The organism is Streptococcus zalophi, assembly GCF_016481285.1.
Taxonomy (GTDB): Bacteria; Bacillota; Bacilli; order Lactobacillales; family Streptococcaceae; genus Streptococcus; species Streptococcus zalophi.
The window spans coordinates 52572-68722 of sequence record NZ_JAENBP010000001.1 but is presented as its reverse complement, the minus strand read 5'-3'; the positions used below and the strand labels follow the sequence as shown (position 1 = coordinate 68722).

The 16151-nt window shown below is 34.0% G+C and carries 11 protein-coding genes and 1 riboswitch; of the genes, 9 read left to right on the top strand and 2 right to left on the bottom strand.

Annotated elements, in window-relative coordinates:
* Positions 1-82: 82 nt before the first annotated feature.
* The 3 genes from JHK64_RS00285 (at position 83) to JHK64_RS00275 (ending at position 2068) form a co-directional block, all read left to right on the top strand.
* Positions 83-1036 (top strand): hypothetical protein, encoded by a 954-nt coding sequence (locus JHK64_RS00285; RefSeq protein ID WP_199566997.1) that lies wholly within the window; start codon positions 83-85, stop codon positions 1034-1036.
* A 108-nt stretch (positions 1037-1144) separates the two neighbouring features.
* Entirely contained in the window at positions 1145-1531 is a 387-nt protein-coding gene (locus JHK64_RS00280; protein WP_199566996.1) for a hypothetical protein, read from the top strand.
* Between the two features lie 129 nt (positions 1532-1660).
* Positions 1661-2068, top strand: coding sequence for a hypothetical protein (locus tag JHK64_RS00275; protein WP_199566995.1), 408 nt, complete (start codon positions 1661-1663; stop codon positions 2066-2068).
* 31 nt (positions 2069-2099) lie between these two features.
* Here JHK64_RS00275 and JHK64_RS00270 read toward each other — a convergent pair whose 3' ends face one another.
* A complete protein-coding gene (locus JHK64_RS00270) occupies positions 2100-3317 on the bottom strand; it encodes an ABC transporter permease (protein WP_199566994.1) in 1218 nt (405 codons plus the stop codon).
* Complete coding sequence (locus tag JHK64_RS00265; RefSeq protein WP_199566993.1) at positions 3314-4207, bottom strand: ABC transporter ATP-binding protein; 894 nt, start codon at positions 4205-4207, stop codon at positions 3314-3316. Before JHK64_RS00265 ends, JHK64_RS00270 begins: the two co-directional genes overlap by 4 nt.
* A gap of 185 nt (positions 4208-4392) precedes the next feature.
* Positions 4393-4488, top strand: a riboswitch (purine riboswitch).
* Positions 4489-4588: 100 nt separating this feature from the next.
* Here JHK64_RS00265 and JHK64_RS00260 point away from each other — a divergent pair.
* The 6 genes from JHK64_RS00260 (at position 4589) to JHK64_RS00235 (ending at position 16084) form a co-directional block, all read left to right on the top strand.
* Positions 4589-5170 carry a xanthine phosphoribosyltransferase gene (locus JHK64_RS00260; protein WP_199566992.1) on the top strand — a complete coding sequence of 194 codons (582 nt, stop codon included), beginning with the start codon at positions 4589-4591 and terminating at the stop codon, positions 5168-5170.
* A 1-nt stretch (position 5171) separates the two neighbouring features.
* The gene (locus JHK64_RS00255) at positions 5172-6440 is read left to right on the top strand and encodes a nucleobase:cation symporter-2 family protein (protein ID WP_199566991.1); all 1269 of its coding nucleotides are present in this window, start codon (positions 5172-5174) and stop codon (positions 6438-6440) included.
* A 274-nt stretch (positions 6441-6714) separates the two neighbouring features.
* Complete coding sequence (locus JHK64_RS00250; protein ID WP_199566990.1) at positions 6715-12027, top strand: beta-N-acetylglucosaminidase domain-containing protein; 5313 nt, start codon at positions 6715-6717, stop codon at positions 12025-12027.
* A 408-nt stretch (positions 12028-12435) separates the two neighbouring features.
* On the top strand, positions 12436-13440 hold the full coding sequence (locus JHK64_RS00245; protein ID WP_199566989.1) for a D-2-hydroxyacid dehydrogenase: 1005 nt from the start codon (positions 12436-12438) through the stop codon (positions 13438-13440).
* Between the two features lie 140 nt (positions 13441-13580).
* Complete coding sequence (locus tag JHK64_RS00240; RefSeq protein WP_199566988.1) at positions 13581-14873, top strand: DUF2254 domain-containing protein; 1293 nt, start codon at positions 13581-13583, stop codon at positions 14871-14873.
* Positions 14874-14929: 56 nt separating this feature from the next.
* On the top strand, positions 14930-16084 hold the full coding sequence (locus tag JHK64_RS00235) for a glycerate kinase (protein ID WP_199566987.1): 1155 nt from the start codon (positions 14930-14932) through the stop codon (positions 16082-16084).
* Positions 16085-16151: the final 67 nt, after the last annotated feature.

Genomic DNA, 16151 nt, shown 5'->3' with positions numbered 1-16151 from the left:
TACAAAAATATTACATTATTGTTTGTATTAGATGACAAACAGGTATATAATAATGGTATAAAAGATATTAAGGAGATCAATTATGAAAAAATCACGTCTTTTATTAGTATCCATTATTATGTTAGGATTACTATTTAGTGTTTTATTCATTTTTTCAACTCGTAGCAATCAAAAAGAATCGTTATCAAACTCTTTTAATCATAATGTGAAACAAACGACAACAACAAGCTCAACAGAAAATAAAAAAATTAAAAATAGTCAATCTGGGCTGAAAAGCAATTTTGACAAACCAAAAGAAACAGTCAATGAAAATGCTAAGCAAGTCCCTCAAGAAAATAGTGTGGCTCAAACCACAACAAGCGTTTTTCCAGAAGCATTATTAGGCCAGTGGGAAATAAATGATCCTTTCTTAAACTATATCGTCACCTTTAATCCTGATGGGACTGTGACTAGGGAATTTGATGGCAAGGTTTACACGACAAAAATTGATAGACTTGTTTCATTGGGAAATCAGTTATATCGCTATGAAATCGCTTCTGGTACTGATACTACAGCACTTCATTATTCTGGATACGGTGGTCATTACGTTAAATATGATATTGGTATCTTAATTGATGGTGATGTGATTTACCCTCAAGTATGGTCAGTTAGAGCTGATAAAGAGTTTGATTACGCACCAAGTTATTATATGAAGGCAACAAGGACAAACAAAACACCTTCTTTAAAAGATGATGCAGTAAGAGAGACAGATTTATTAGAAAAAACTAGTTTAACAGCAGAAAAAACGATTAGCTGGATAAAAGCATTATACTTGACAAAAAATGTTGATAATAGTGATTTTGAAGAAGATTATTTAAATTCATTCTATGAAGGTGATGACGGTCTAGTTTACGTGGACATACGTCAAAATGATGATTCGGTTTCTAATAGTGATTCATTGATTGGTCTTTATAGAATTAATTATTCAGATTATCTAGAAAAAAAAGATGACACTTCTGGGACATGGCAAGTCATCAGCAAAACCTATTTTGAATAGTAACAAGACATAAGGCTAGAGAAAATTCTAGCCTTTTTATTATGATATTATGATACAATAAAAGTGAATATGATTGTTCATCTTTAATTTTTTAAAAGGGAGGTTATCATGGCAATAACACTGACTCGAAAAAAATTTCATTTGGGTACTTCTGATATAGCATTTAAAGTTTATCTAGATGGTGACTTTGTCGTGAAGATTTATGAAGAAGAAACCGTAACAATTCCCCTTACTAAGTCAGAAGGAGTCCTGATAGTCAAACCATTTCTTGGGACAAAAGTTTCTTTTAATGTTACAGATGGTGATGACCTGGTTTTGGTCGCCAATCGTTTTAATCAAATCCTTTATCGATATTTTATTTTTTATGGTATTTATATGTTATTACCTATCTCAATACCTAATTTTATTTCAATCATTTTCTTTGTGCTTTTGTTATCAGCTTTTATATTTCCTATTTTTGATATAAAAAAATTAGAAGCATTTCAAGTAACCTAAAAAAGTAAAAATAATCTTCTCATTTGATGAAATAAAGCTAGGTTTGACTTTTATAAGCACATTAGCTTCTTAATATCATTTAGTAATAATGTAAAATGGTATTTAAATAATTAAGAAAAGGAGACTATTGTGGCAATAATACTGACTCGAAAACTATTTAAATTTGCATTGTTTCATTTTCCACTGCAATTATCCTTAAACGGACAAGAGATTGGTAAAATTGATGAAGCAGAGACCATAACAATTCCAATGGTTAGTTCACAAGCAACTTTATCAGTTAAAGCCTATTTAGGTAAAGTAGCATCTTTCAATGTCACCGAAGGGGATAAATTGGTCTTACAGTTTAACAAGTTGGGAAAACTCTACCAGCTATGGCCTTTCCTATTATTACTTTTGGTGCCAACATTTAATAAGCCAATAGCTTTATTTATTGATTTTGCTACTTTTGCTTTTATACTAAGTCCATTGTTATTCCCTATTTTTGATATTAAAAAAATAGAAGCCTCTCAAGAAAGTAATCCTATCAAAATAGAGTAAGACAGTTGTCTTACTCTATTTTTTTATGCTTTTATTTTTTAGAAAAGCTACGTTTAAGATTTTTAATAAAGCCTAAGTCATCTGTTTGAAGAATGAGACCTGAGTAGGATTTACCAATATAAATAATTAATCCGACAACAGAAGCTAGTAATATTATTAAGGAAATAATACTTTCAGTTGTTGTTGCATAGCCATTGATTAATCTAATGGGCATGAAGAATGAAGATAAAAATGGAATATAAGAACCAATCTTTAAAAGAATGTGATCATAACCTTGTTGTCCTAAAGATAATGCCCCAAAAAATCCTAAGATAACAAGATAAATGGCTGGTTGGACAGCTTTTGAAGCATCTTCAACACGGACAATAAGAGAACCACAAAGTGCTGCTAATATTACGTAAATAAAGATACCCAACACAACAAATAAAATCATACTCCAATCAAGATGTTCAAAAACACTTGATAGCAGTGGTTGAATCGATGCCACCATTTCCTTGGTGCCAGAAAATTGAGATAAGCCAAGAAAGCTAAGATAACCACCTAGAGCGTAAATACCTACGTGAGTGAGAATAACGCCTAAAAATCCAATGATACGTCCATAAAAATAAAGGTCTGCCGGAATACTAGAAAAGATAACCTCCATAATTTTGGTTCCTTTTTCATTGGCAATTTCTTGAGCAGTCGTACTTGCATAGGTGATAATAATAATATACATCAGCATGACTAGTCCAAAAAAGGCAATTTGTTTACCACTATTTTCAAGTTGTGCCCCTTCTTTAATGTCTTCTTGTAATTGTGGTTCAGTTGCTAAAAGAGTCATTTGTTCCTGTGATAGCTGGGCAGACAAGGTATTTCTAGTTTGCTGAAAACTATTTAAAAGTTGGGTGACAAACCCTTTGTCATAGACAGATAAAGGATTATCACCGTGATAAATGGCTTTCAATTGTGTCTCACTTGTATCAATCTCTAAATAGCCAGCAATGTCTTCATCATCAAGTGCTTTTTGCGCTTTTTTGGCATCTGGATAGTCATTACTATAATCTAGTTGACTCATAAAAGCTTCTTCAATCATTTTATCTTCAGTAACAATAGCAACCTGAGTGCCTCTCATCGCAGTACTAGCACCGATATATCCCATGACTGAGGAAAAGAAAATAAAGATAAATGGTGAAATCACCATGAAAAAGAAGGCCCATGATTTGACTTGTCTAAAATAAGATTCTTTGGCAACTAATAGTAATTGTTTCATAGTGCAACCCCCGATTTCATTTTAAAGATTTCATCAATAGTAGGAGCTTGTTGGTCAAATGTTGTGACATATTGACCATTTGTGATTAACTGGAATAATTCTTGTCCTGCTTTTTCGTCATCTAAGACTAAACGCCAAGTTCCTTGATTAGTGTGATTAACAGAGACCACATGTGGTAAATCTTCAAGTTTCTTTTTATCAAGTTCATCTGAAACAAAGAGACGTGTTTTACCAAATTGATTTCGAATAGCTTGTATACTACCGTTTAAAACAAGACGTCCTTCACTAATCATAATGAGTTCATCACATAGTTCTTCAACATTCGTCATGACATGATCAGAAAAGATAATACTGGCACCACGTTTTTTCTCTTCAAGAATAACTTTTTTAAGTAATGCTGTATTGACAGGATCAAGTCCTGAAAAAGGTTCGTCTAGGATAATGAAGTCTGGTTCATGAATCAAGGTGATAATCAATTGGATTTTTTGTTGATTCCCTTTTGAGAGACTCTTAATTTTATCCGTTAATTTTCCTTTTACCTCTAAACGCTCCATCCACATAGGTAATTTTTTAGCAATGTCTTTTGTCGACATTCCTTTTAAAGTCGCCAGATAACGCACTTGTTCAAAAACAGTTAACTTGGGCATAAGACTTCGTTCTTCTGGCAGATAGCCAATGTGTTTATAATCTTTTGTTGACAAAGCATGATTATCTAAGTGGATATTACCCTCATAAGTGACAAAATTTAAAATGGAATGAAAGAGTGTTGTTTTCCCTGATCCATTTTTACCAATCAAACCACAAATGCTACCAGAAGGGATATCAAACGAGATATCTTTTAAAACCTGATTGTCACCGTAGCTTTTTGATAACCGTGAAATAGTAATCATTTCTAGTCCTCCTAACCATTACTAAAAAATTTTTCTTGTTAGTCATTAAAATTAATATAAAATGTATAGTTCACTTTACAAAATAAGTATAGTTCACTTTACATTTTTTGTCAAGAAGTTTGATAATTTTTTTTAATTGCATATTCCCATTTGATTTAGTTTTTGTTAAAATAGTTTTATTAAAAAAGAATATAAAACTGTTAACTTATTTATGCTGTGAATTGGCGCAGCGTCTCTACAAGACACCGTAATGTCTAACAATAAGTGGGCTTTGAGCTTGCTGAGATTTTTCATTAACCAATGAAACTCAAAAAGGCTGATAACTCTTATAGAGATTATCAGATCTTGGCAAGCTCTTTTTTTATCTAAAAAGGAGAAGCAATGAAATTATTAAAAGAGCGTATTTTAAAAGATGGTCACGTCATCGGAGAAGGGATTTTAAAAGTGGATAGCTTTTTAACTCATCAAGTTGACTATGAGCTCATGCAAGAAATTGGTAAGTGTTTTGCTAAGCATTATGAGACTTATGGTATTACAAAAGTAGTGACCATTGAGGCCTCAGGTATTGTACCAGCTATTTACACCGCTCAAGCACTTAATGTTCCAATGATTTTTGCTAAAAAAGCTAAGAATATTACTATGAATGAAGGTGTTTTAACAGCTGAAGTTTTCTCATTCACCAAACAAGTTAAAAGCACAGTGTCAATAGCTAGTAAGTTTTTGAATGCTGATGACGTTGTTTTAGTTGTTGATGACTTCTTAGCCCATGGTCAAGCTGCAAAAGGTTTACTTGATATTATTGGGCAAACAGGGGCAAAAGTAGCAGGTGTTGGGATAGTCATTGAAAAATCTTTCCAAGACGGTCGTTCTTTACTAGAAAATTTGGGAGTTCCAGTGACGTCTTTAGCTCGCATCAAAGCTTTTGAAAATGGTAAGGTTATTTTTGGGGAGGCAGATATTTAAGATGGAATTAAACGAACAAAAACACTCACAAGCAGCTATTTTAGGTTTGCAACATCTCTTAGCCATGTATGCAGGTTCTATTTTAGTACCGATCATGATTGCTAGTGCACTTGGCTATTCTTCTGAGCAACTGACTTATCTCATCTCAACAGACATCTTTATGTGTGGAGTTGCAACCTTTTTACAATTGCAGTTAAGAAAACAGTTCGGTGTGGGTCTACCGGTCGTTTTGGGCTGTGCTTTTCAATCCGTTGCCCCACTATCAATTATCGGTGCAAAACAAGGAACGGGCTACATGTTTGGAGCCCTCATTGTTTCAGGGATTTATGTCATTCTTGTAGCAGGTATTTTCTCAAAAATTGCTAACTTCTTTCCACCAATTGTCACTGGCTCTGTCATAACAACGATTGGTTTGACTTTAATTCCAGTTGCCATGGGTAACATGGGTGATAATTCTTCTCAACCAACTGCTCAATCAATGATTTTGGCTTTAGTAACAATTGCTATTATTTTAGTGATAAATACCTTTGCAAAAGGATTTATTAAATCCATCTCTATTTTAATCGGATTAATTGGTGGTACCATCATAGCAGCTTTTATGGGAATTGTTGATGCTTCTGTAGTAGGACAGGCACCATTATTACATGTGCCACAACCCTTTTACTTTGGGGCACCTCAGTTTGAAATCACCTCAATCATTATGATGTGTATTATTGCCACGGTTTCAATGGTTGAATCAACAGGTGTTTACCTAGCCCTTTCTGATTTAACAGATGATAAACTTGACAGTCAACGTTTAAGAAATGGTTACCGCTCTGAAGGCTTTGCTGTTTTACTTGGTGGTATCTTCAATACTTTCCCTTATACTGGTTTTTCACAAAATGTTGGTTTAGTGCAATTATCAGGTATTAAAACAAGACGTCCTATCTATTATACAGCTCTCTTTCTAGTCATTTTAGGTCTTGTTCCCAAGTTTGGTGCGATGGCACAAATGATTCCTAGTCCCGTTCTTGGTGGTGCTATGCTAGTTTTATTTGGTATGGTTGCCCTACAAGGAATGCAGATGCTAAATAGCGTTGATTTTAAATCTAATGAGAATAATTTTATTATTGCAGCTGTTTCAATTGCAGCAGGAGTTGGCTTTAACGGCACGAATATCTTCCATAGCTTACCCAATACACTTCAAATGTTTTTAACCAATGGGATTGTTATCGTCACACTTTTTGCAGTCGTTTTAAATCTTATCTTAAATGGCAAACAGTCAAAATAATACTATCTTCGTCTAAAAAAGCTTTTCCGACGTGAAAAGCTTTTTTGTTGATTTACCACTCTCTTTTTTGTTAGTTTCTAAAGCCGTTTTAATAACCATTATCATTGTTAAACATCATCAAAACAGAAAGTAGTAAAAAAAGAACAAAATTTGATAATAAGTATGGAAAAAAAAGAAATAATATGTTAATATAACAATGATAAAACGCTTACAGTGATTATTGTTTTATTGCCTAGTAAAAAAAGATTGCCAATAATATTTAAGGGAGGTAGTTATGGCGTATCACAAACAAAACAAGGGTGAGAAAAAATATCATTATTCCATTCGTAAAACATCTATCGGGGTTGGCTCAGTTGTTGTTGGGATGTTATTTTTTGGTATATCACCAGTTACCGTTTTAGCAGAAGTGAATCAAGAAACAGTAGTAACGACTACTGATGTGACAGCTGATCAAGCAATAAGTTCTGAGACTGAAACTATTGCTAAATCAGAAAATAGCCAAGTAGAAGTAACAACTAATGTTGAGCTAAATGAAGAAAATGCTGTTGAAGCACCGATTATACCAACAGCCTCTACAGATAATGATGCTTTAGAAGAAGCTAAAGCAACCGATGTCGAAGTAGCTGCTGATGGTACAGTAGCCTTAGAAAATCAATACACAGCAACACCAGATTTCTCTAAAGAAGAGGTTGATGCAGCGGTTACTGATCAAGCCTATCTTGAAAAAGAGTATGTAATTTACCCTACACCTCAAAAAATAACATACGGTGATGGCGTTTTACGTCTTGATCAAGGTGTTCATTTGGTGGTTGGTCAAGATGTTGACATCTACACCAGTAATCGTGCAAAAGAAATTCTTCAAGCCAACCAGATTTCTTATACGACATCAAGTACACTAGAGACAACAACACCAAATATCTTATTGGGTATTCGAGGAAAAGACACTTTAGCAAGTCAACACCAAGCATCGTCACAAATTGATGCCGCTTTGTTTGATAAAATTGATGCTTACTCCATTGTGATTAAAGACAATGCCATTTCAGTTCTTGGTAAAGATACAGATGCTGTGTTTTATGGTTTAACCAGTTTGAAACATATGCTAAAAGATAGTGATGTGCCTGTGCTTCGTGAACTCGTTGTTGAAGATTATGCTGATATTAAAAATCGTAGTTTCATTGAAGGCTATTATGGTAATCCATGGTCAAATGAAGATAGAGCAGAATTGATGCGCTATGGTGGCGACCTTAAAATGACGCAATACGTTTTTGCGCCAAAAGACGATCCTTATCATAATAGCAAGTGGAGAGAACTCTATCCAGATGATAAGCTAGAAGAAATCAAGATGTTAGCGCGTGTTGGGAACCAATCAAAAACACGTTATGTCTGGACTATTCATCCATTCATGTCAAACCCTGTTCGTTTTGATAAAGATGGACAAGGCAATTATCGTTTTTACGAAGATGATTTAAAGATTATCAAAGCTAAATTCACACAACTATTAAACGTTGGTGTCAGAGAATTTGGTATCCTAGCTGATGATGCAGCCACTCCAGTTGGTGGTGCAGCAAGTTATAACAAATTAATGGCTGATTTAACCCAGTGGTTAACAGAAAAACAAGCTGATTATGCTGGATTAAGAAAAGAAATGATTTTTGTTCCTCATGAATATTGGGGTAACGGAACAGAAGCAGAGCTACGTTCTTTAAATAATGGTTTACCAGAAACATCATCGTTAACCTTGACTGGTGGACGTATCTGGGGCCAAGTAACCAACCAGTTCCTTAATAACTTAAAAACAAATCTATCAGCAAACGGTGCCACTTATCGCCCTGTTCAACTCTGGATTAACTGGCCAACAACGGATAACTCTAAACAACATCTCATTTTAGGTGGCGGTGAGCAATTCTTACAACCTAATGTTGATCCAAGTCTTATTGCTGGGATTATGTTAAACCCAATGCAACAATCAGAACCTTCTAAGATTGCATTATTCTCAGCAGCAGAATACACATGGAAAATCTGGAAGTCAGTTGCACAAGCTAAAAGCGTTAATGACATGGCCTTTAATTTTGCTGAAAATGGCACCTTTAAAGAATCAGAAACAGCTAATGCCTTTAGAGAATTAGGAAAACACATGATTAACCAAAATATGGATACTCGTGTTGTTAAACTAGAAGAGTCTATTGAACTAGCACCAAAACTCACACGTTTCATTACCAAATTAAAAGCTGGCGAAGATATTTCAGCAGAAAGAGAAGAATTGCGCCAAGAGTTCACTAAGCTAAAGACTGCAGCTGAAACATATAAAGCTAATGGCTATAGTCGTATGAAAGATCAGATTATCTACTGGTTAGATAATACTATCGATCAAATGAATGCCTTAGATAAATTGCTGACAGCTACCCAATACATTAAAACAGACAATACAACTCAACTTTGGGAAAATTATAAGTCAGGTTTAGATTTTTATAACACTTCAAAAACCCATCGTTTCTGGTATGTTAGTGGTTATCAAAATGCAGAACTAGGTGTTCAACATATTAGACCATTTATTTTGACACTTTTAGATGAATTATCAAAAGAAGTTGAAAATTCATTAGATCCTAGTCAAGTGCAACAATCATTTATGACAAATCGTGCGATTGCAAGTGGTGACCTCAATAGTATTTTAGATGGTGATTTATCTACTAAAATTCTTAGCACAACACCAAATAGTATTGCTGTTGGTGATTATGTCGGTCTTGAATTTAGTAAAGCCCAAGCAATCAATTCTCTTATCTTTGCGATGGGAACAAAAGAAAATCTGCGTGATACCTTTAGTCAAGCTAAAGTAGAGTATCTTAATGAAGCAGATGAATGGGTTCAAATTGAAAAAGAAGGACTTGTTGGTAATGAAGCCCTTATCCAATTGGAAGGTCTAGACATCACTGCAAAAGCAGTACGCTTAATCGCCACTGCCGCTAAAGGTAATACATGGTTAGGTGTTCGCGAGATTGCTGTTAATCGTCCATTAGAAGCTAATAAAAATAATAGTGATTTAGAATTAACAGTAACCCACAGCAACAATCTTATCTATAAACTTGGAAGAAACCAAAATAATATTTTAGATAATGATCCTAATACCGAAGCAATGTTAGCCAATGCTAATAATCAAAATAATACACCTCAAGGCGCTTGGGTCCAAGTAAGTGTTGAAAATCCAACAGAAATCACCAAAGTGACAATTACTCAAGGGCAAGGTGACAAAATTGCTAGAGGAGTGATTGAGTACTCTGATGATCTTGTGACATGGCATAAACTAAGAGATGTCAATGGTGAGAGAAAAATTGAAATAAACACTGGTATTGTTGCGAAAGCTATTCGCATTACTAATCATCAGGCTATGGATAAGTGGTGGCGTATTTCACAATTTATGCTAGAAAGTCATTCAGGAACTCTTGACTATACTGATACCAATGTTGAGTCATTAAAAAATAGCAAGACTTATGTAGAAGACAACCAATATAAACTGATTCTTGAAGGAGCACATCAACTAGCTTCTGGTGACTATGTTGGTTTACGTTTAGAACGTCTTCATGAATTGCAAGACCTTGCCTTAGAAACATCTGGTGGTGAAACGATTAATACGCCGTTAAGTCTCCTTTATTCACCAAACAATGTTGAGTGGTTTACTAAAGATCAAATTGCAAATCACAATTTAGTTAGATACCTTCGTCTCGTCAACCAAACAAATGAGACACAATCACTTGAAGATTACCACTTGATTTTAGAAACAGTTGAAGTTCTACCTAACAGCTTAGAATCTACCACAATGGGAATTAATAGCTATTATGGGGCAAATGATGTTCGTAATATCAATAATCTATCAGATCTTTTTGATGGTAAGTTTAATCGCCACGTGGAATTCAGCGATTTCCAAAGACGTGACGGTGAGGTTGTTATCAAACTTGGAACAACAAGAAACATCAAGAAGATAAGAGGCTACATCCAAGATGGTACTCAAAACTACTTGCGTGATGGTAAAATTCAAGTTAGCACAGACGGGACTAACTGGATTGATGTGGTAACAGTTGGAGATGGTGTCACAAATCCTACCCGTGATAGTTCACTTGATGATGGCTGGACACATGATTCAGAAAATCCTGGCAATCGTTTTATCGAAGGAACTCTTACATCACCTGTGGCAGCTAATTATTTGAGAATTCTTTTCACAGCTGATTATCTACAACGTTTCATGGCATTTACTGAACTTGTGATAAATGATGGTGAATTTGTTAAGACAGTTAATGATCCAACGGTTGAAACAAATAATATTGAAACGAGAGAGTCACTAGCTAATCACATTGTTGATGGCAAAATTTTGACGACCTATCAGTTAGATAACGAAGCAGGTAAGTTAACCTATCATCTTTCTGAAAATACAAATCACAACCATATCACTATTTTGTCAACAGCTACTTCTCAAGCACCAATAAGAGTACGTGCTAGAGTTGCTGAAAATAGTGAAAATTATGATCGAAATGTTGCTAGTCGCTGGATAAGTCTAGATAATCTTCAGTCAAGCTTTAGCAAAGTGATACTTCCAAGTAGTGTTAAACATCTGCTTGATTTAGAATTATCATGGGACAACCATCCTGTTGAAATTTATGAAGTGAAGACTTACTATGATGACATTACTAATGATCGTATTGTTAAAAATGGCAAGGGTGTCTTTGCGGAAGAGTTACCAGAATTTATAGGTAAACTGGAGGAAAAAGTTCCAGATACTTTCCCAAGTTATGAGTTACCAGAGTCAGACTTTGTTCCAGAAACTAAGGTACCAGACACAGCACCTAATTATGAGTTACCAGAGTCAGACTTTGTCCCAGAAACTAAGGTACCAGACACAGCTCCTACAGTTGAAGATATGCCAAGTATTGTTTTTGAAACAGGAAAAGGGACAACTCATCAGCTAGAAGAAGTGACCTTCTTAGAAGAAGCAAAAGAAATTGTTGATTTGAAAACAGGTGTTCGTATCCAGCTTGAAAAAGGTGAACTTTCTCTAATCACAGGTGCTAGTGTGACACATAAAGAAACCTTGGATAAAGAAACACCTCAAGTGCTTAAAGGATTAGACTATGATTTATTTGACATTGAGTTACTTGATGACTCAGGTAAAAAAATTAATCCACTAAAAGATAGCCTCGTTATTTTACCAATTGATGCAGGAAAAGAAGTTGCTCAAGTCATTTATCTACCAAATAGCGAGAAAGCTGAAAGCCTAGCGTTTACTCCAACGACTTTCATTGATGAAAAAGGACAAACTCGACAAGCTGTTGCTTTTGTTGCTAAACATTTTAGTGATTATGGAGTGGTTTATAAAACCCTTCAAAATACAAAAGAGCCATCATCTGAAAAAGGTGCCACTAATGAGCAGGCAATGACAAAAGAGCAAAGCAAACAAATGTCTTATGGTTCTTCTTCAGACACAAGAAAAGAATTACCAAAAACAGGCGATTCTAATATGACAAGTGTTGTAGGTGGTTTAGCTTTATTATCAGCTCTAAGCTTATACGGATATGGTAAAAAGAAAAGAGAAATCGACTAATTTTTAATAAAAGATAATTGTTGGTTTATCTTTATTGAGGAAAAGTCTAAAAAGAGGAAATAAATTATTTCCTCTTTTTTATTTGAGATTTTGTAGCAAATAAAGCAAGTATTATCAAGCTTAAAGAAAAAATATAATTAAAAATTATAGTCCTATTAAAATAAAATAGTCCAAAAAAGATTGTTTTTTCCTATTATTATCTATATAATCATAACTAGAAATATAGTCTTATTAGTAATAGTACGATTTTATACTAAAAAAACTAATACGATTACTAAAAATAGAACAATTCATTGAACAGTCTTACTAGTTGGCTAATTAAAAAGAATTGTTAATTATTGTTATCAAGGTTGTTAACTACTATTAAGCATTTTAATAGTAAGAAATGAATTCATAAGGAGGCAAAAAATGAAACTGATTTTATTTAGCGCAAGAGAAGATGAAAAGGTTGCACTAGAAACCTATCAAAAAATGCACCCAGAAATTGAACTGGATATCTATACAGAAGCAATTGATGAAAACACCATGTCTTATATTAAAAAAGGTTACGATGGGTTAATTGCTTCACAAGTCAAAGCTATCCCTGAAGAAGCTTATCATTTGATGAAAGAATCAGGTATTAAAGTATTTGCAACTCGTTCAGCTGGATTTGACATGTACAATCTTAAATTATTAAAAGAATTGGGCATTCGTTTTACTAGAGTACCTGTTTATTCTCCATTTGCCATTGCTGAGTTTGCTTTTACCAGCGCTATGTATTTTTCGCGTGATTTTGATATTATTCATAGAAATGTTCAAGAAGGTGATTTTCGTTGGCAAAATTCTATCACTAGTACTGAAATTCGCCATAAAACAGTTGGAATTGTTGGAACAGGTAATATTGGTCGTCTTGCAGCCAAGTTATTTAAAGAGGCTGGAGCCACTGTTATGGGCTACGATCTTTATCCAAATAAAGCATTAGAAGATATTTTGACTTATGTGTCGACTGTTGAAGAATTAGTTGAGAAATCAGATATTATTTCTCTACATGCACCAGCTACTGAAGAAAACTATCATTTGTTTGATGCTGATTTATTGAAACATGCCAAGAAAAATCTTATTTTGGTTAATGCGGCACGTGGTAGTCTAGTTGATACAAAAGCTCTCTTAGATGCTCTTGACAATAATCAAATTCGTGCAGCTGCTATTGATACCTATGAACATGAAGGACCATTTGTTAATCGCAAAGTGTCTTTAGATGAAGTGACAGATGAACTATTCTTGAGACTCCTCAAACATCCTAAAGTTCTTTATTCACCACATGTAGCCTTTCATACACACACAGCTATTGAAAATTTAGTTCATATCGCTATTGATGGTGCTAAAGGCATTCTTCTTGGTGAAGAAGTCAAGGAAGAATTAAAACTTGATTAATCTTAGACCACTGGTTTTTTATATCAGTGGTTTTTATATTCTAATTATAATTTAAAGAGAAAAGTCGAAATAATAGTGATAAAATGACAGAAAAAAGGAAGTAGGATATAATGAAGGAAAGACTATTTTGGGAGTTTTAAATGTTTGAACGATTAAAATTATGGTATTACAATCATAAAACTTGGATATATAACACACAATATATTTTATACTCGATTGTTTTAGTTACTATCGTTATGCTGATTGACTTAGGGCATTTTAATGTTAGAGATTATATACCAGCAATTTTCTATACGAAAGTCTCATTAGCCAAAACTATTTTAGCAACACTTGCAGGTGCACAATTGACCATCACAACCTTTACTTTTTCTACCATTTTATCCGTCATGTCTAACTACATGTCCAATTTTTCACCGCGCGTGGTTGAAAATTTTGTAGATACTAAAATCACAATGAAAGTGTTAGGCATTTTCTTTGGTGGTTTTTTCTACAGTATCACAGCACTAGTCTTTATGCGTGATGTTTTAGAGGATCAACAAGTTATTGCAGGCTTTGTCTCAGTGGTTTATGCCATTGTTTCCATGATTTATTTCATCATTTTTGTTCAAAATGTTATCAGAAGTTCTAAAAGTGAAAATCTTTTATCCGATATTTACACTGTGACTTTGTCAGTTATCGAAAAAGAACTCGATAAGCGAGAAGAATATCAAGGTTTCTTTAGTGATATTGAAACACAATCCATTCAACTATATCCTAATGCTAACGGTTTTTTAAGTGTTATCAACTTTGGTGAAATCTCTGATTTACTAAAAGACCATAATGCAGAACTCATTGTTGATTGTAAGATTGGAGATTTTATCAATGAAGAAAAACCTCTTGCTCATATTAATAAGGCTGAAAGCACCACATTTGATGATGATTTAATGTCAAAAATTGCTGATTGCTTTATCTTATCTGAAAATAAAGTTTATGAAAACGACTATAGACACGGTATTGATAAAATAGAAGAAATTGCTGTTCGAGCACTTTCGCCAGGCGTTAACGACCCAAACACTGCTATTCAGTGTATTCATAAGATAAGTCTCTTATTAGTGCCAATATCAAAAACAGTCAACAATCATATCATCGTTCAAGAAAATGCTAATGCTAAAATCGCCTACACGGCTTATACGTTTGAAGAAGATCTTTATCATTCCTTTAATCAAATTATAAACTATGGTAAAGAAGATATTGATGTCATGTATACAGTTTTAGAAGGACTTGAGACACTTTATTATTCTGCCGTTGCAACCAATAAAAAGGCTGTTCTTGATCTGGTCAAAGATATGTATGAACACATTATCCCCAAACCAAGTGGTCAACTTAATCAAGAACGTTTAGATTATATCTATCAAAGAATTTTAACAAAAAGTCAAGAAATAACAGAAGCTTAATGCTAAAATAGATATAAAAAGCAACATTTACAATCCATAGTCAGGTGGAAAAGCTTATGAAAATTATTTTTGCTTCCGATTCTTTTAAGGGTTCCTTATCTTCTGAAAAAATTTCAGAATTATTAGAAGAAGTCACTCCAAAAGTGTTTCCCCATGCAGAGATGGTGTCTCTTGCAGTTGCTGATGGGGGAGAAGGAACAATGTCTGTTCTTGTTAAAGCATTAGATGGTAGTGAAAGAAAAATTATTTCAGAAAATCCCTTAGGAAAACCAATAGAGGCAAGTTATGGACTGCTGTCTAATCAAACTGCCATTATCGAAATGGCAAGAGCGTCAGGATTGCCCTTAATAAATAATAAGGAGCGTCATCCTATGAAAACCAGTTCTTATGGAACAGGACTGTTAATACGTGATGCACTTGACAATAAGGTTAATCATATCCTAATCGCTTTAGGTGGTAGTGCCACAAATGATGGTGGTATGGGAGCGATGTCAGCTCTTGGTATTCGTTTTTTAGACAAAAACGGACAACTTCTAAAAGGTACCGGTGAGGAATTAGAACAGGTATATGCAATTGATGTTTCAAACAGTCATCCTAGAATTAAAGACGTTCAATTCACCATTTTATCAGATGTTACCAATCCTCTTTTAGGAAAAAATGGTGCCACCTATACTTTTAGCAAGCAAAAAGGTGCAGATGATAATATGATGCGGACCTTAGAAATTGGGATGACACATTTTTCTCAACTAGTTGAACAAGTTAGTCATAAACAACTGGCTAAAAAAGAAGGAGTGGGTGCTGCAGGAGGACTTGCATTCTCACTCATGGCATTTCTTAATGCAGAAATGACCTCAGGCATTGAAACGATTTTAGATGTTTTGACATTTGATGAAAAGATTAAAGATGCTGATTTTATTATTACAGGTGAAGGTCAGTTGGATAGTCAGTCTGCTTTTGGAAAAGTTATCTCGGGTGTTGCTAAAAGAGCAAAAAAACAAGACATACCAGTTTTTGCAATCGTTGGTAGCTTACTAGATCATTATGAAATGATTTATGATTGTGGAGTTTCAAGTATAATAACTACTATCAATAAACCAATGCATCTTGATGAGGCTCTTCAAAATAGTGAAAGTCTTTATCAAGATGCAGCCTATCGTTTGTTAGCTACAATTAGAACTGGTATGTTCATCCATCAAAAATATAAAAATTAATGCTACTTATAAATTCTTTCTTTGCTATCATTTTTAGTTTAGTGTAAAATAATAATTAAAAGAATAA